General features: G+C 60.3%; 13 protein-coding genes. 3 read left to right on the forward strand and 10 right to left on the reverse strand.

The features are described 5' to 3' along the window. Window positions 1-35: 35 nt before the first annotated feature. Window positions 36-413, reverse strand: coding sequence for a DUF4410 domain-containing protein (locus tag AC1U7K_RS02650; protein ID WP_480249246.1), 378 nt, complete (start codon window positions 411-413; stop codon window positions 36-38). A 1,561-nt stretch (window positions 414-1,974) separates the two neighbouring features. On the opposite strand from AC1U7K_RS02650, the gene AC1U7K_RS02655 reads away from it, so the two are divergent. After that, window positions 1,975-2,349 (forward strand): hypothetical protein, encoded by a 375-nt coding sequence (locus AC1U7K_RS02655; protein ID WP_480249247.1) that lies wholly within the window; start codon window positions 1,975-1,977, stop codon window positions 2,347-2,349. Window positions 2,350-2,559: 210 nt separating this feature from the next. Here AC1U7K_RS02655 and AC1U7K_RS02660 read toward each other — a convergent pair whose 3' ends face one another. After that, entirely contained in the window at window positions 2,560-2,847 is a 288-nt protein-coding gene (locus AC1U7K_RS02660) for a hypothetical protein (RefSeq protein WP_480249248.1), read from the reverse strand. A 982-nt stretch (window positions 2,848-3,829) separates the two neighbouring features. Here AC1U7K_RS02660 and AC1U7K_RS02665 point away from each other — a divergent pair. Next, window positions 3,830-4,510 carry a DUF3313 domain-containing protein gene (locus tag AC1U7K_RS02665; RefSeq protein WP_480249249.1) on the forward strand — a complete coding sequence of 227 codons (681 nt, stop codon included), beginning with the start codon at window positions 3,830-3,832 and terminating at the stop codon, window positions 4,508-4,510. A 329-nt stretch (window positions 4,511-4,839) separates the two neighbouring features. Beyond that, a complete protein-coding gene (locus AC1U7K_RS02670) occupies window positions 4,840-5,004 on the forward strand; it encodes a 50S ribosomal protein L27 (protein ID WP_480249330.1) in 165 nt (54 codons plus the stop codon). Window positions 5,005-6,072: 1,068 nt separating this feature from the next. Here AC1U7K_RS02670 and AC1U7K_RS02675 read toward each other — a convergent pair. From AC1U7K_RS02675 to AC1U7K_RS02710, 8 genes are all read right to left on the reverse strand, one after another. Continuing rightward, entirely contained in the window at window positions 6,073-8,832 is a 2,760-nt protein-coding gene (locus tag AC1U7K_RS02675; RefSeq protein WP_480249250.1) for a cation-translocating P-type ATPase, read from the reverse strand. A gap of 191 nt (window positions 8,833-9,023) precedes the next feature. Further along, window positions 9,024-9,857 (reverse strand): universal stress protein, encoded by an 834-nt coding sequence (locus AC1U7K_RS02680; protein WP_480249251.1) that lies wholly within the window; start codon window positions 9,855-9,857, stop codon window positions 9,024-9,026. 99 nt (window positions 9,858-9,956) lie between these two features. Next, window positions 9,957-12,641: a formate dehydrogenase subunit alpha gene (gene fdhF / locus AC1U7K_RS02685; protein ID WP_480249252.1), complete on the reverse strand. Its 2,685-nt coding sequence runs from the start codon at window positions 12,639-12,641 to the stop codon at window positions 9,957-9,959. A 5-nt stretch (window positions 12,642-12,646) separates the two neighbouring features. Then, window positions 12,647-14,143: an NADH-ubiquinone oxidoreductase-F iron-sulfur binding region domain-containing protein gene (locus AC1U7K_RS02690; RefSeq protein ID WP_480249253.1), complete on the reverse strand. Its 1,497-nt coding sequence runs from the start codon at window positions 14,141-14,143 to the stop codon at window positions 12,647-12,649. Between the two features lie 85 nt (window positions 14,144-14,228). Further along, complete coding sequence (locus AC1U7K_RS02695) at window positions 14,229-14,699, reverse strand: NADH-quinone oxidoreductase subunit NuoE family protein (protein WP_480249254.1); 471 nt, start codon at window positions 14,697-14,699, stop codon at window positions 14,229-14,231. 10 nt (window positions 14,700-14,709) lie between these two features. Then, a complete protein-coding gene (locus tag AC1U7K_RS02700; RefSeq protein ID WP_480249255.1) occupies window positions 14,710-16,059 on the reverse strand; it encodes a hypothetical protein in 1,350 nt (449 codons plus the stop codon). 88 nt (window positions 16,060-16,147) lie between these two features. After that, window positions 16,148-17,119, reverse strand: a complete 972-nt coding sequence (locus tag AC1U7K_RS02705) for a universal stress protein (RefSeq protein ID WP_480249256.1) — start codon at window positions 17,117-17,119, stop codon at window positions 16,148-16,150. A 114-nt stretch (window positions 17,120-17,233) separates the two neighbouring features. Further along, window positions 17,234-17,749 (reverse strand): universal stress protein, encoded by a 516-nt coding sequence (locus AC1U7K_RS02710; protein WP_480249257.1) that lies wholly within the window; start codon window positions 17,747-17,749, stop codon window positions 17,234-17,236. Window positions 17,750-17,799 lie beyond the last annotated feature (50 nt).

The raw sequence follows: 17,799 nt of genomic DNA on the forward strand, positions 1-17,799 counted from the left end.
TCCTGGCCAGCGTGGCTCGATTTTGTCAGCGCACTTCAGAGACAGGACACTAGATACCCGCGGAGTACGAGGTCGTTGACTTGCGGCTTCGAGAAGTCCGATGCGCGTCTCGCCGAGAGCCCCATGCTGAGAATCTCCTGGACCAACTGCTTGGCAATCTGAGAGCCCAGCTCACGGCCCACGGCGATCTGTTCAGGAGTTTGAGAGGTGGAATGATCGACGGCCGCCGCTGAGATGGGTGCGTCGGAAGGAACGTCCTCCGGCGTCGCGGCGAAGTCATAGACCCAGATGTCGGCGGGTCGCGGAATCTTTCCCCCCTGATATTCTTGACGGCCGGTTATTTGAGTCGAGGCACACCCGGCAGCGAGCACGAGAGCCAATAGCGCAATGAAGAGCCGCGAGAAGGAACGCATAGCACACCTCCGTGTATCACTGATCCGCCGTTGAGGAGCAGCGAGTCTCCTGTCTTCCGTTTTCTCCGGTTTCACCCGGCTATGGGAACCGATCGGCTCGGGGAGGTATTCGGAGGGATGTCAACCTCTTTAGGCTGTCTTCCCTTTCTTGTCGTTCACTCCGGTGTAGCGGTCAGGGTAGGAACTAATGGGCGCTCCAGGAACTGTCAGAATTGACAGCGCACCTGCGTTGAAAGCTGCAATTGCTCGTTATCAGATGTGCGAGAGGAAAAAGGCGCTCTCAATCGCCTTGCCGTCGGAGCGAGTACAAGGCCATTGATAAATGGTGAGCCGCCTGGGACTCGAACCCAGGGCCCTCGCTTACAACGAGTTACAAGGATCTGTCCTATATAGGACAACCGGCTTTGAGCACCGGGAACCGTAGTGATGACAAGCGCGTCGCCTCGTTTCCCTGCAGAAATGGAGGCTCGAAAGATGACCGTTAAAGAGCGCGTTCGAACGCACCGTGCGCGACTGCAAGAAAAAAGCTGCTGCCGCCTGTGGGCAGAACCGTCCTGGACGATCTCAAGTTCGTCGCCACCATCGCGGTCTTTTCCTTCGACACGTGCTGCACGAGGCGCGCGGCAGTCTGTTACCAGATACGAAGGTGTGCTGAGCGTGATGAAGCGGTGTTCCGCCGCCCGTTCGCGGTAACCGGTGGCCATGATGCTGTCGTCTGAGGACAGGCCGAAACAGGAACGACGGAGAACGGCTTCGTCATCAGCGTGGAAGCCGGGGGCAGAGTGGCAACCCTCGTGGCCGCCCGACGGTTGCCGCGGAGATCCGGGACCTGGCTCGCAATCATGCCCGGGAGGCGATTGAGCGGCTCGTCGCGTTGGTGCAGTCGGACAACCCGCAAGTCGCCCTTCGTGCTGCGGAGGCGCTGTTGGACCGGGGTTACGGACGGCCGATGCAAGCCATACAGGTAAACGGCAACGATAAGAGGCCGATTCAGTCGATAGAAGTAGTTTTGTGGAGCCGCCCAAGGTCGTTAAGCAGCGGCGCGCGCAGCGTCAGCGTAGAGATTCCGAAACGCGCCTCACGGATGACGACAATCGGCCACCCGATTGAGACTCACGAGCAAGTACGAGCGAATGTTCACAATTGGGCCGTTGGTTCGACGATTCCACAAGGGGCTCCGCATCCGGTCACCGTGAATTTGTGTATCTTAACCGCACCGTGTCTGTGTGCCGTTTGACGGGGGCAACTCCAAGTTGCGGTTGCCGCTGGAAGAAGAGCGCCTGTCACTCCTGACAGTATCCTCCGGTCCTGCCCGGAGAGACGATACGCGAAGGTATTCGGTAGATACGAAGGGCTCAAGAGCAGGAGGTATGGGCGGCCTTGCTGTCGTGAAGCGCGAAGCCCGGCGCACCGCCGGTGTGGCTCTCTATTTGTTCGTTTGTTTTAGTATCCTTGGACCCTGAATAAACTGTTTCTGGCGACCTACCAGATCGAGGTCTCTGCGCTGGTACCGGCAGTCATCGGTACGCTTGCTCTCGCAAAGGTCGTTGTTGTTCTTGACATGACAGCCGTCGCCGCCCGTCTGGACAACAGACGTCCAATCTGGGTGGCCGCGCTGTACAAGACCGTGTTCTATTGTGCCGTCAGTGTCCCTATACTGCTCGCGGAGAGAGTCGGGCATTTCTATCAGGAAGCCGGGGCGCTCGACAAAGCCGTCGTAGAGGCATGGAAGCATGCCGATCGAAACCGGGTGCTCGCCAAAGTAATCATTGTGGCCCTAGTGTTTGGGTGCTACCACCTCTACAAAGGAATCGACCAGCGTCTTGGACAAGGCAAGCTGTGGCGCATGATGATCAGTGAGCCGCAGGCGAAGCCGGCCACCGGGAAGGCCGACGGTTCATCGCCGAAGGTCGAAAGCGTGAAGGACTACCGCTAGCCCTGCTTTCGTTTTCTTAAACCGACGCGCACCTCGCAAGCCCACTCAGATAGAACGCGTTACTTCATCTTGGCTCGCCCACTTCCATCGGGGCTATCAGCTGTGTGGCCTCGACGGCGCTTCCGTTGCTGGTAGACGGCGTGACCAGTCTTTCGTTCGTGCTCGCCGGCGCGGTCCTCATGCTCGAAATGCCATTCTGCACCACACTCTTCACAGACGAAAACCCAAGTACTGTAGGCGCTTGTGGTCATACATCACCCTCTTCGGCTCCCAGGCAAGGCCTTCAGCGTCTGCAACGGGATGCGGGTTTAGGTGACCAGACGGCGTGCCACTCATGCGTGAGGTTGCGCCGGCATTGGATAAAGGTTCTATGGTTAATCGAGAGTGAAGACGTAATGAAGCAGTAAAGATTGTCCTTGTTATGCTTACGGACTTGCGGATTGGCAGCACCACGGGAATCGGCACGCGCAGCACCGCGTAATCGACGAGGAAATCCATGGGTACACTCCTCATCTCCAAGTGCGGTCGGCGAGCAGAAAGGTTACAAAGGTGAGGCGTCTTGGTTACAGTCCATCCGGCACAGCGGACTGCGGCAGAAGCTCTAGCTGTCTAGCGGGTGAAGATTGCGGACAAGATGTGGTGTCCATAGAATACATGGCATCGACCATGTCTTTCAGACCCGGTGCATGTGCCTCCCATTCGTCGTGTCCAAAATAAAAAAGCCGCGTCCGGTGTGCGGCGACGAGGCATCGATTGATGGGCGGGTCGTCACTCAACCTCAACGACTCGCATGGCACAACGACTCCACCAAATCCGCAACGAATAATGATGACACGGGTGCGATCCGCCATTGCTTTCTCCCTGGCTTCAACAGGGAATTTTCTGCACGCCGCCCATTTCCCACTACCGCATATAACCGAAATCCTCTGTGCCCCGGAGCTGTGAAAAATTGACAGATCACGCGGCAGACCCATTCCTGGCAGAACCGAACGACAAGCAACTGGCGTTGGCCGTTGGTATCAGAACAGCCTTCCGTCCGGAAACTGTCTGGTTGTGGACCACCGGCTGTTTAAAAATTCACCAAGGCACGTCAATGGCGCGCTCGGGACCGCGGGTTCCGGAGCAGGAATGGGCCTGCTGAAGCGGCGCCGGCGATTTCCGAGGAGCAGCTGCTATTTGTGACAGTAGTCAACGCGAAGGGGTGGAACGATGATTGTGGAGGCGCAGAGAAGAACATCAAGGCGTTTATCTGCCGATAGTAACCCATAATTTGAATTCTTTTTGAGATAACAGTTATGTGACTGACTCAGCGACCTGGCCTCTCGACAGAGGGCTTTGGTGAAAGGAGGCAACCATGTGCGTGGATCGGTGGAAGGTACCAAGAGAACGTCAAACCCAAGCGGTCACTGCTAGATCCCAGATGCTAGTTTTGTTTGTCCTGGCGATTGTCATACTGGTCGGCTGTGCACAAACGCGACATGTGACAAGAGAACGAGATATCGACAAATCGGGATTTTTGGGATCAGAGCTGTACGAAAAGCTGGCGCCGGGTGATGAGAAGCAACTCGAACCGGCCTTTCGGTGGCGCGATGACACCGTCAATTATGGACAGTACAGCAAAGTGATGCTCGACCCTGTCCTTCTCTATCGTCAGCCTCACCATGTCGGAGGCGGCAACACAAACGAAAATGCGCAGGCGTTGATTGATTACTTTCACGCGAAGCTCAATGACGCGCTCTCTAAATATGTGACCATCGTCGACAAGCCCGGCCCTGACACCGCACGCCTTCAATTGGCATTGGTTGATTATGAGGCGACGTGGGTCGGCTTGGACATGGTCTCCACCCTCTATCCTGCTGCCAGGGTGCTCGCGGAAGCCAAAGCTCTTGCGGTCGAGAAACCATCATTCGTCGGCGCAGTGCAGGCCGAGTTTAAGCTTTCGGACTCGGAAAGTGGCCAGGTGATGATTGCCGGGATTGATCGCCGAGTCGGGGGGAAAACGCTGAGCAAAGGGGTCTCACGATGGTCCGATGTCCATAACGCGATGGACTATTGGGCGCTCCAAACGGCATATCGAGTCTGTAAACTCACGGCAAAACCCGATTGCATCAAACCTACCTACGGGATGATGGGGACGCTGAAGACAGAGACTGAGAAGTGATGGGGGTACGCCGAAATTCCTTCAGGCAGGTCGAGAGCGTGACCTGCTTTTCGAAAGTTTTACACTTCAGTGGCACGAGTCACAGGGGTGTCTCGTGCGCCACTGATATCTCGAGGCGGAACCCCGTGACCAACTGAATCTGGACGAAAAGGAGATAGCCGCCTTTCGGAGCCTTAACTCCGCCCGGAAGCACGGCGCCGTCGCAGTTAAGGAGGTAGAGGCGCTGATACGCGAGCAGTTGGTGGAACGCTACCGAGCCTATCATACCACGGGCCTGGCCGGCATCGCCCCCTACGAACGAAACAGTGGAGGTCAAATTCTCGGCAGCGATGAGCTGTTCCTCTCCTCGAAGGCATCTACAAGGCGTACGGCGGCGAGCAGGTTCGGGCGGGCAGCATCATTGTCAGCGCGGCACACAGTTCCATCCGGGGTTCAACGTCGGACAGGGCCGCGACTATACGGCTCCTTGCGAAGTATCTCCCACATGCCTATGAACTGCTGCTGAATTACCCGATGACCAAGATAGAAGAGGCCGAGAGCTTCGAGGAACAGTTTTTCTGGCTAAATTTTGAAGTCTCCGGGCGGCCGACGTACGTGTTGTCTCACCGCCTGCTCTTCCGGGTGGGCGAAGCGTCTCTCATCGCTGATCGGCACTACTATGCTAGCCATGATTACAACACCTGCAGCAAGGAGCCGCAGCGATCCCAACGAAGGAGGGCATGGTCGTCACTTAGTCAGTCGGCTCTGGACTGATCAGATTACGGGATTTGGATCTGCGGCGAAGCGGAGCATTGCTCGCGCTATGATGATGCCTCGCCTTAAAGAGCAGCTGCTTGCCCTTCGAGCGAAAGCTGAAAAGCGGTAGCGATGCCAAGAAGGCGACCCCGTCCGGATCACAACGGAACCCGGATGGAGCAATGTGCGAAGCTTCAAGAAAGTATGAGGCCTCCGTGTGCAGGCGGGCGAAAGTCATCGATCTGCACTTCCATGATCTCCGCCATACGTTCAGCACCCACCTGCAACGGCTGGGAGCCGATTATGAGCGTCGTCAGGCATTGCCTGGCATCGGATGCCGGGCATGACGGTGACGGCGAGTATTCGCACGGAGGTCCCGCTTGGGATACCAAGCTCCGGGAAGCCGTCACATTGCTGGAAGCCGGCTACCAGTTGTCCTGTGGCCTGTCCTATGGAGAGAAAGCGGCAGTGGTTGGTGCAGCAGAAGGTGTTGGTAATTGGTGAGCCGCCTGGGACTCGAACCCAGGGCCCCCTCGCCTTAAAAGGGTAGGCGAGAAAAAGTTCGCCTAATATTACTCTGCAATGGCTAATGAAAGAGTCTCACCGGAAAAAGGCGTCAAAGTTTGTCACACTGAATTTCAGACATTTTCGTCTTTTTACACTTTCAAAAGGCGCTGGCGCCTTTTTGTAAAAACTTACTCATGCGGAATAGATAAAGCGAGAATGTGATTCAACCATTGTCGAATGACGCACTCATTCCGACGATTCGGATAGCCTTGAACGGTCAAATCCTATATTTGCCGAAGCGGGAGGCGAATTTAAGTTCGTCATTGCTGTGCAATATCAGCTCGAGGCTCTCCTTTGTCGTTTCCATGTTGCGGCTCAATCATTAGGGCGCGTATGGCTTTCCACAGTTCCATCGCCCCCAACGGCGAGAGCGCCAGGCCGACAACGAGGAACCAATCGGCCGGCGAAAGCGAGACGACGTTAAAGATCGGCTGCATCCACGGCGTCCAGACCACGAGAACCTGGAGCACGGCCGACCCCATGATCGCTGCGAGTAGCGGCAGATTCGTGTGGAGACCCAGCACAAAGATCGACACCGTGTTGCTGCGGCAGTTCAAGGCGTGCACGAGATGCGCCATCATCAGTACGCTAAAGGCCAGTGTCCTTGCATATCCTAGCGTTTCGCCCCGGCCCCACAGCGCAACGGTGAAGACACCCAACACGAGCACGGCCAGAAAGAGCCCTTGCACGAGCATCAGCCCCAGCCGTTCCCCATTCAGAATTTTGTCGGCGGCACGGCGGGGCGCCTCGTGCATGATGCCCGGCGACACGGGATCGATCGCCAGCGCAAGAGCCGGCAAACTGTCGGTGACCAAGTTGATCCAGAGGATCTGAACGGGAAGAAGCGGCAGCGGAAGACCCAGCACGGCGGCGAGCAGCATGACGAGCACTTCACCGATATTGCCCGATACGAGGTATTGAATGGTCTTCAGGATGTTGCTGTAGATACCTCGCCCCGTTTCCACCGCCTTCGCAATCGAAGCGAAATTATCGTCAGTGACGACCATATCGGACGCTTCTTTCGTCACATCCGTCCCGGCCAATCCCATGGCGACTCCGATGTCGGCTTCCTTGACGGCCGGCGCATCGTTCACCCCGTCGCCCGTCATCGCGACAACCGCGCCTCGCGCTTTCCAGGCTTTCACGACACGCAGCTTGTCGGCGGCCGAGACCCGAGCATAGACGGCGATCCGTTCCACTCGTTCGGCCAGCTCGGCATCGCTCAGCCGATCTAATTCGAGGCCGGCGATGGCGTCATAGCCGTTCAGGATACCGAGCTCACGCGCAATTGCGATTCCGGTCTCCTTGTGATCGCCGGTGATCATGATGGTCCGAATGCCCGCTCCCCGGCAGGCCCGGACCGCCTCAACCGCTTCGGGGCGGAGCGGGTCTTTCATCGCGACCAGCCCTAGCAAGGTCAGCTCTCGCTCGACGTCGTTGCCCGCATCCGTGTCCGGCACAGCGGTCAGCACTCGACGGGCGACGGCGATGACCCGCAGGGATTCACGCGCGAAGGCTGCACCAACGGCCAAGAAGCGTTCCCGCTCGGCAGTCTCAAGCGGCACCACCGCCCGGTTCTCGGTAAGATAGGACGACGCCCGAGCCAGCACGACTTCCGGCGCCCCCTTGACGTAGGCGATGGCCCCATCCGGCGTTCGGCGAACCATCGTCATCAGCTTCCGTCCGGGATTGAATGGAATCTCTCGGAGCAACGGCTGTTGGGTCGCGACCGCCTTCTTCCACACACCGTGCTTGGCTGCGACAACGAGTAGGGCCGCTTCCGTCGGATCTCCAACGATCCGCCAACGTCCGTCTTCCTGTGACAGCTCGGCGTTGTTACAGAGGACGGCGGCGGAGAGGAGATCGACGAGCGCCTGGCTTCGATGAGCCGGGAGGCCGCCCACTCGAATCTCGCCGTGGGGTGCATACCCTTCCCCCGTCACGTTCATGCGAGAGGCTCCGAGGTAGAGCGCGGTCACGGTCATCTCGTTCTTCGTCAGCGTCCCGGTCTTGTCGGTACAGATAACCGTCGCGGTCCCGAGCGCCTCGATGGCGGCGAGGCGCCGGATCAACGCATGCTGCTTGACCATTCGCACGACTCCAAGCGCGAGTGTCATTGTCACGATCGCCGGCAGCCCCTCGGGAATGGCCGCCACGGCGAGGCTGACCGCGGTGAGCAGCATTATGAGCCATGGTTCGCCCTGAACGAGCCCCGCTCCGAAGACCGTGGCGCCGGCGATCAGCGACAGAGACAGCAAGCGTCGGCCGAGATGTTCCATCTTGCGTTCGAGGCTGGTCCGCTCGTCCCCCTTGGTCTGCATGAGGGCGGCAATCCGGCCCAGCTCGGTTCGAAGTCCCGTCGCCACGACAAGCGCCCGCCCCTTCCCGCCGACCAGGCTCGTCCCGAAAAACAGCATGTTGCGGCGATCCGCCAGCGGCAGACTCGACGCACCGAGGAACCGAGCGTTCTTGTCCACGGGCATCGACTCTCCCGTTAAGGCCGATTCCTGCACGCGCAACGTCGCGGCCGAGAGTAGGCGAGCATCGACCGGCACGTGATCTCCGGCTTCGACTTCGATCACATCCCCCGGGACGAGATCGCGGGCCGGGATGGAGTGCAGCACACCCTCACGAACGACTCGTGCCGTCGCGATGGACAACCGCTTCAGCGCCGCGAGCGCGCGCTCGGCCTTGTACTCCTGAACGAACCCCAGCACGCCGTTGAGCAGGACGATGGCAAGAATCGCGACGGCATCGATCCACTCCTGCAACAGGCCGGAGAGGATCGCAGCGCCGATGAGAACCCAGATGATCAGGCTGGAGAATTGGGACAGGAGCAAGCGCCACGGAGAGACCGGAGGCTCTGCGGGCAACTCATTTGGACCGACGGTGGCCTGACGGCGTAGTGCCTCGGCGCCGGAGAGCCCGAAAGTCCCATCCGACTGCAGTTGGTCCAGCAGCGCTTCGAAAGACAAGGCGTGCCAGACCGCGCGGCTCTCGAGTGTTTCACGATCGATCATGCCTCCCCCCGGCCCGGTCGATGACCGATATCGCGAAAAGACATCTCGCCATCATCAGCACTGCCGGATTCGAGAAGGAAGCCAACTTCGGCAACGTTTCGGTCGTTTCTTGGTTGGTCGAATCAGCCAAGTCGCAATTTGGTCATCCCAACTTCGACTGTCATCGCAACCCGACCACAATGGAGATGGGGTCATCGAACAACGAGGACCGAGCAGGGGCTATGATGGAGGAGTTTCGTCGAGACGCTTCCCAACAAGAACCGGGCGACCGCGCCCAGGCCCTTTGCGCCGGCCACAATCATATCGGCCTGGTTTCGTTCGGCAATCTTGATCAGCTCGTCGGGGGCATGTCCGAGTTTCAGTGATTCCGTCACCTCATAGCCCGCCTTCGCCAGTCGTTCGGCATCGCGATCGACGAGCGCCTGCCCCGCCTCTTTGAGTTCGGGATATTTCAGAAAGGGCATGATATGCCCGACCATCACCTCGGCCCCCTCGGGCCGCATCCCGCCGGTCAGAAAGCGTAAGGCTTTATCGGAGCTTTTCGATCCGTCGGTTGCGAACAACAGTCGGCGCAACGGACGCGCCGGCTGTTTGACGACCAAGACCGAACAGGGAGCATGGAGAATCACCCGCGTGGAAACGCTGCCGAGCATGAAGCGATCCAATGGGTTCAGACCACGACTGCCGAGAACGATCAGGTCGCCACGACGAGCATGCTTCAGAATCGTCGGCGCGACCGGTCCCTTTTCCAGCACGATTCGGCCTTTGAGAGTCGCCGACGCAAGAAACTGCCGGGCCTCGTCGATCACGCGCTTGGCCTTCGCCTGCAGCCGTTCGATCTCGGCCTGAATGTAAGGCTCGTTGCCGGCGACGAGCGGCTGAACTATGAAGGGGGCCCGCACCGAGGCCACATCGACCGCATGAATGGCCATCACGTTGGGCGGCGTGCTGAGGGGCAGCCGCGACACCCACTGCATGGCCCACCGACTATGTTTCGATCCGTCCACTGCAAGGATGATTTTCATCCAGGCTCCCTGTGTCGAATCAAAGATTGATTGCCTCGATCCGCATCGGACGATCCTTCATTCAGCGCTCGGTCTGAGGCACGCGGTCATCGACGGGCTTCAGCCGGGGGAACAGCCGGCGACTGAATCGACACGCACCGCCGAAACTTTGTACTCTGGGCATTTCGAGCTTTCATCCGCACTCGACGACAACAGCGAGTTCACGTCACTCGCAGGAAAGTGAAAGCTCGTGAAGAGCTGCCCCCGTTGCACCCGCTCACTGAGCGTCACCGAAAGGACCGCTTCGCCTCTCGCGCTCGTCAGCCTCACCCGCTCCCCGTCACCAATGCTCAACGCCGCCGCATCGGCAGGATGCATCTCGAGGACGTCTGCGGTGACGAGCTTGATGATGTCGGTCCGCCTCGTCTGGGCGCCGCAGTTGTAGTGGTGCAGGATGCGACCGGTCACGAGAAGAAAGGGATAAGTATCGCTCGTTGATTCGCCGGGGGGAAGGTACTCGACGGGGACAAAGCGCGCGGCGCCGCGCGGGAACCGGTCGCCGTGCATGAGTGCGGTACCCGGATGATCGGCGGTCGGGATAGGCCACTGCAGACTCCCTTCCTCCTCCAGCCTTGCATACGAGACGCCGGCGAGCGCGGGTGTCAGTCGCGCGATTTCATCCATGATCTCGGAGGGGTGACGATACTCCATCCGATAGCCCATCCGGTTCGACACCTCGCAGACGACCCGCCAGTCCGCCAACACGGCCTCGGGCGGCTCCACGGCTTTGCGAACGCGCTGCACGCGGCGTTCGAGATTCGTAAATGTTCCGTCCTTTTCAAGGAACGAGGCGCCGGGGATCACCAGATGCGCAAGCTTCGCCGTCTCGCTCATGAACAAATCCTGAACGACGAGGAACTCCAGCCGGCGCAAGGCCTCCCGCACCTTCTTCGAATTGGGATCGGTCTGCGCGACGTCGTAGCCGATGATCCACAGTCCTTTCAGCCGTCCGTCCAGCGCCGCGTCCCACATGTCGGGGATCTTCATGCCGCGCGCGGTCGGCAACGGCTGTCCGGTGATCGCCGCATGCTTCGCTTGCAACTCCGGATCATCGAAGGGCTGATACCCGGCAAAGTAGGTCGGAAGGCAGCCGACGTCGGATGCCCCTTGCACGTTGTTCTGCCCGCGGAGCGGATTGATCCCGGTACCCGGCCTGCCGACATTGCCTGTCGCCAAGGCCAAATTGCAGAGCGCGATGACCCCGTGACTGCCCCATCGGTGCTCCGTCACGCCGAGGCCGTGGACACAGAGTGAAGCGCCGCTTGTCGCGTAGGCTCGGGCGGCCTCGCGGACGGCGGATGCCGCCACGCCGGTGATCGCTTCGGTCGCTTCCGGACTGCAGTCTCGAATGGATTCCATCCACTCTTCCAGCCCGGCGGTACGCGACTCCACAAACGCGTGGTCGAGGCATCCCTCCTGCGCGATGACGTGGCCCATTGCATTCAGCAAGGCGACGTTGGTCCCCGGCTTGAGCTGAAGATGCACGTCGGCCAGCCGGGCGACTTCCGTCCGGCGAGGATCGATCACGATCAGCCGCGTCCCGCGCCGGACCGCCTGCTTGATCCGCGCTCCGACGACGGGATGCGACTCGGTGGGATTCGCCCCCACCACGAGAATCAATTTTGCAGCATCGAGGTCTGTAATCGAGTTGGTGGCGGCCGACGCGCCGAGCGTCTCCATCATCCCCGTCACGGTCGCGCTGTGGCAGACACGGGCGCAATTATCGATGTGATTCGTCCCGAGGACACAGCGCACGAACTTGCCGAACAGATAATTCTCCTCATTGGTTCCGCGGCTGGAGGAGATCACGGCAAGCGCGTCCGGGCCATAACACGCCTTAATGCGCCCGAACTCCTCCGCAATCCGATCCAGCGCTGCCGGCCATCCGATCACTTCACAGCGGTCGCCGCGGCAAAGGACGGGCCGACGAAGCCGGTCTGGAGCATTGATATAGGTCCAGCCGTAACGGCCTTTCATGCAGGCATGGCCGTGATTGGCAGGGCCGTCGGCCGGCGTCATGCTTACCACGTGCCCATCCCGGACACCGGCTTCGAAGGCACAGCCGACACCGCAATAGGCGCAGATCGTCCGGACCGCATGCCTCGAAGGCCCGAACGCGAGCCGCGAGCGGTCCTGTAAGGCGCCGGTTGGACATTCGGCCACGCAGGCGCCGCAAGACACGCAATTCGATCTCATGAATCCGCTGCCGTCACCCGCCACCGGCCGTGTGTCGAATCCGCGCCCGATCATGGTCAGCGCACACGTCCCTTGAATCTCCTCGCAGGTCCGCACACAGCGCGCGCATGAGACGCACCGCGCATTGTCGAAGCTAAAAAAGGGATTGGAGTCGTCTCGGTATGCCGTACGGCGCGTCTTTCCGCCAAAGCGATTGGGCGATGCTCCAAACGTGCGGGCCCATGTCCGCAACGGCTCCGGCGGTTCGGCACCGTCAGGTTGCTCGGACAGATAAAGTTCGAGGACGCCGCGGCGCAATCGGGTGATTTGCGCGCTGTCCGTATGGATCACCATGCCGTCGCGGACTGGTGTGGTGCAGGAAGCCGGCGTGCCTCCCTGTCCTTCAATCTCACAGAGGCAGAGACGGCAGGCGCCGTACGGCGCCGTGTGATTCGACGCACACAGCGCCGGGATGGCAATGCCGGCCTTGTGGGCGGCGGTCAAGACGGTATCGTCTGGATTCGCCGTCACCAGACGACCGTCGATCGTGATGTGGACGTTCGTGGCCATCCTCCTCAACGTGCAAATGGAAATTGCCGCTCACAGAATTCGTGTCCGAAATGCTCGATGGCGGTCAGCACCGGATAGGGCGCCCGGCCGCCGAGCGCACAGAGGCTTGCCGCCTTCATCGTCTCGCCGAGATCGGCCAACAACTCCAGGTCCCCGACGCGCCCGTGTCCTTGCTCCAAACGCTCGAGAATTTCCTTGGCACGGACTGCTCCGATCCGGCAAGGCGTGCATTTCCCGCACGACTCATCGGCCGTGAACGTCATGAAATGGTGCGCCAACTCTACCATGTCGGTCTCCTCGTCAAAGACAACGATGCCGCCGTGTCCAAGAATCGCGCCCGCTTTCGCAAACTCGTCGTAGCAGATAGGGATGTCGAGCTTCGACGCCGGGAACAGACTCCCCAATGGCCCACCCACCTGCACGGCTTTGAACCGCGCGCCCTCGGCCATGCCGCCGGCAAACCGATCGAAGACCTCACTGAGCGTGAGCCCAAAGGGCACTTCCACGAGACCCGGTTGTCGCACGCGCCCGCCGAGCTGAAGTGGGATGGTCCCCTTCGAGCCTTCCGTGCCCATGGATGCGTACCAGTCACCGCCCATTGAGAGGATAGCGGGCACGGTCGCAAAGGTCAGGACGTTACTCACCACAGTCGGGCGGCCGAACAGGCCGGAGACAGCCGGATACGGAGGTTTGATCCGGACGGTCCCCCGTTTGCCTTCCAGAGATTCCAAGAGCGCCGTCTCTTCGCCGCAGACATACGACCCGGCGCCGACATACACTTCGAGATGAAATGACGCGTCGGATCGGCTGAACAGTCCCGCCTCCTCCGCGATCGTGATCGCCCGCCGCAAAGCTTTTTGGGCGGCTGGGTACTCATGCCGGCAGTAGATGTACCCCTGGTCCGCCCCGATGGCCCTCGCACAGATCAGCATGCCTTCGATGAGGCGAAACGGCTCTCCCTCCATGATCATCCGATCGCAATACGTGCCGGCGTCCCCTTCATCCGCGTTCGCGACGACATATTTCCGATCCGCATTCATTTGTCGTGCGATCTGCCACTTGGTCCAGACCGGGAAAGCCGCCCCGCCCCGGCCGCGCAAGCCGGACGCCTTCAATTCGTGAATGATCGCATCGGGTGAAAGCTCCCAAGCCCGGTCCAATCCCTTCAGGCCGCCGTGGAGCAGATAATCGTCCAGCGACAGCGGACGCAGTTCGCCGAAATTCGCATACGTCACGCGCGTCTGATCGCCGAGAAACGAGATGTCGGCCAGACGAAGGCCGCCTTCGCCGTTGAGGATCGTCGGCAGATCTTCCGGCCTCGCACGAGGCCAGGCCCGCCTCCCATCCGGCATGTCCCGTTCGACCATCGGTTCGAGAAAAAAGGCGCCGCGTGAGGAGGTGCGAACGATGTCGACATCGGGCGTCCCGGCCCATGCCTGCGCCAGCTCCTCGATGCCGGCGGCTTGCGCCGACGTATCGTTGGATAGATAGAGGCGGATCATCTGTCTGGTCCGTTTAGTCCGTGAAGTCCGTTAGCTTCGCGTAGCATTAGTTTCTTCCCAACGGAAGAAACGGGCGACACGGCATTCACCGATACTTCTCCAGCAGGCGGCGGACACCGGTAGCTGTCACTCGCCCGTAGACATCCTCATCGATCACGACTGTCGGCGCCACGGCACAATTTCCCACGCAGAACACGCGCTCCAGCGTGAAGCGGCCATCCGAGGTCGTCGCATTGAGCCCGAGTCGCAGTTCCTCTCCGAGTGAGGCCAAGAGCCGTGCGCAATGATTGGCGACGCACGATTCCCCCATGCATAGACGTATGATGTGCCGGCCCGGCGGCCGGGTTCGAAGATCGGGATAAAAACTGCGCACGCCCGTCACCTGCGCCTCCGTCATGCCCAAGCGGCGTGCAATGTCGGGGACAGCTTCTGGAGGGACAGACCCGTGTGCATCTTGAACAGAGAGCAACGCGCCGAGAATAGTCGGCCGACGGCAGACCGGGGTCAAGTTTAGGTTGAGAGAAAAAGCATCCAGCTTTGGGGACTCGTGTTCCATGTGCTCAACCTCATCCTTCCCCCAGCCCGATGTGTGCGCGAAGCGTATTGTAGTCATAGCCGCGCTTGCCGGTTTGGCGCACTCCTACGTCATCGCGTTCGATCTGATCGATAATGGCCGCCACTCGATCACGGAGAGCCGACTGGGCGGCCGCATGGCGGGGTGTCCGGCCCTCGAGCGCGGCCGACGGCCGGTCCGGCCATTCGAGATAGACCGTCTCCAGGAACGACGACACCAGCCGGTGTTCTTCGTCCCGAGAGACGATCACGACCGGCGGTGTCGGCGTCTCCGCTTCCAGATTCACTTCTGGGACATGATGCCGCGGCACCGCCGTCGTCTCACCGCGGAAATGAAGTGCAAATCCGAACACCGAAGCCAATTGATGCTTCAAGCCGTTCAGCCGGTCCTCACTGTCACATTCGAGAAAGAGTTGAAATGGCGTCACCGTGATACGGGAAATGATATCGCCGGCTTTGTTGCGTTGGACCCACTCTTTCGCGTGTTCCAACGGTTCCGAAGACACTCCTATTCCTTCCAGCTCGTTCAAACCGTCAACCACATGGCGACACGCATCGTGCTCGTACAGCGCTATGGCATAGAGGAACGGCTGCCCGTCGGGCGTGCGATACACGATCGACCGCTCGGCGGCCAGCAGGGCGTCCAGCCGCGCTTGAGCGAACATCCAGAGCAGGACATAGCCATAGCGCTTGGTGTACTCTCTCCAGTCCCCAAGATTGAACGACCCCGATTCGGCCTCCATTTCGCGTTGGCACTCTCGACAGGACTCAACAATGCGCCGGGCTATCGACGGAGCCAGGACAATTGCGGTCCCCGGCCAGGTGATGGCCTCGGGCTGAGCGGGGAGCGGAATCAGCCGCGTCAACAGCCCTTGTCCGGCCGTCACCCGCTGCGAAAATCCACCGACCGCCAGCTGAAACGTACGCCCGTCTCCCATCGACCTGAGCGTCAGGCTCCCCTCTCCGCCGTCCTGTGTGATCGTCCGGACCTCCAGCAGATCCATCGCCGAGTGTTTCAACGGATCGAGCCACTGCCGCTCTTCGTCGGGAACATGGACCTCGATCGTGTCTCGAACCTGCTCGATGAGCGAGAGCTGTCCGTCGTCGGGGAAATAATCGGTCGACACATACAACTCTGCCAGGTCCAATTCCTCGGCCAGCGGTGTCAATCCGATCGGCTGGGCATTCTCCATATAAGGCTGAAGCGCTCGACCCAAGGCGATCTCGCGTTGACGGCGGAATGCCGGGCGCAGCGCAAGAGCCTTGAGCCGACCGATCAGCGCGCGAAGCGACCGATCGTGGAAACCGGATTGGAGTACCGGAGCGGCTTGCTCGGGCTTCATGGATTTCCTCCATGACGGCCACCTCGGCTTCGGGCCGATCGTCGAGCGCAACGCCCTCTCTGCTTCTTCTCCTCGTGCCTGCTCACGATCACCTGTGCCCTGGGGCCTCCTTATCGGCAAGCTCACTTCGATCCGCGGAGAGTCGGATGATTCGCCGATAGCCGGGGGCAAACTTCGGGCTCTTGACGGTGAGGACGGGACACCGCGCACGGCGCAACACCGCCTCGGCGACACTGCCCCTCATTGCGTGCGACACACCGCGCCGCCCGTGCGTTCCCATGACGATCAGGTCGTACATTGATGTCCCGACGAGATCGAGAATCGAATCGGCCGGCATCCCGCCCTTCACCAGATAGTCCACGCCAAGTCCCTCGGCTTTGATCGCGCTTGCGACCCCATCCAGCTCTGTGAAGATTCGGTCTCGGAGCCGCTCTCGCTCTGTGGGATGAGCAACGGTGAAGTCCAGACCATAGGAGACGGGTTCCAGGACGTGCACGATCGTGAGCGTCGCTCCGAACTTCTTCGCCACCTGCGTTCCGTACTCGAGGGCACCCAACGAGCAGTCGGAAAAGTCGACGGGGATGAGCAGGCGTCGGAGTCGGATGGGATCGAGCACACGGCTTGGCGTCGGGTTCGACGTCCGCACCGTCAAGACAGGACAGGGTGCCGTCGCCACGACACGCTCCGCGGTACTTCCCAGCACGATATGTTCGAGCCCCGTGCGCCCACGGGTGCCGACGACGATGAGATCCGCTTGGCCTTCGCCTGCAATCGTACAGATTCGCGCGCTCGGGATCCCGATCACCTGTTGGCCGGCAACAATCAGCTTCCGCCGCTGCAGCCGTTCGACTGTCGCCGCCAATTCTCGATCCGTCTCGCTCCGAAGCTGCGCCAAGTAGAGCGTGTTCACGGGATACTCTGGGTTCATTCCCGGATACAACTCCAGCACATGGAGGACGTCGATCGTCGCCCCGTACGTCGTTGCAATACAGGCGACATACTCTTCCGCCTGCCTCGCGCATTCAGAAAAGTCTGTCGCAAAGAGCAGCCGAGTAATCACAACCTCCTCCTCAAAAAACCGTGAAGGGCATGAAACCATGGGCAAGGGATCCAGCGAGCGAGACGCCGCGGAGAAGAAGAGCCTGCACCAAGACTGAAGGTCCATGCCTCATCATCATTCCTCCTTCAACCGCATGGCGTGCTCTCGCGCGGCGCTTGGCAGAGGCGTCGGAAGTGGGACCGTCAACACCGGACAGCCGACGGTCCGGACGACCTTTTCGGCGGTACTCCCAAAGAACATCTTCTCCACGCTGCCCGACTGGCCGCTATAGCTGCCCATCACGATCAAGTCGACCTTCTCGGTGCGTGCCATCCGGGCAATTTCAACAAACGGTGTGCCTTCCCGGACCGAGCGCCAGATGGCCACTCCTTTGGCGGCGTCGCTGCGCATCAAGCGCCGCATGTTGAGCCGCGCAGTGTGACGCAGCCGTTTCTTTTGCCTCGCCTCTTCGCTCGGCAGGGCCAGCCCCAGCCGATTGAGGGCCTCCAAACTCTTCGTATCGACGACATGGAGCAACAGGACTTCGGCCTGGAACACCCGAGCGAGTGAGAGCGCCACCCGGAAGGCTTCCTCCGAGCACGGGGAGTAATCGACCGGCACGAGAATCTTCGAGAACAAAAGTTCCGGCATGGCATCTCCCGCAAGACGTCAAGGCTCTGATTGTGGTTCTTGCAACTTCA

This window comes from Nitrospira sp. Vd2 (assembly GCF_979581665.1).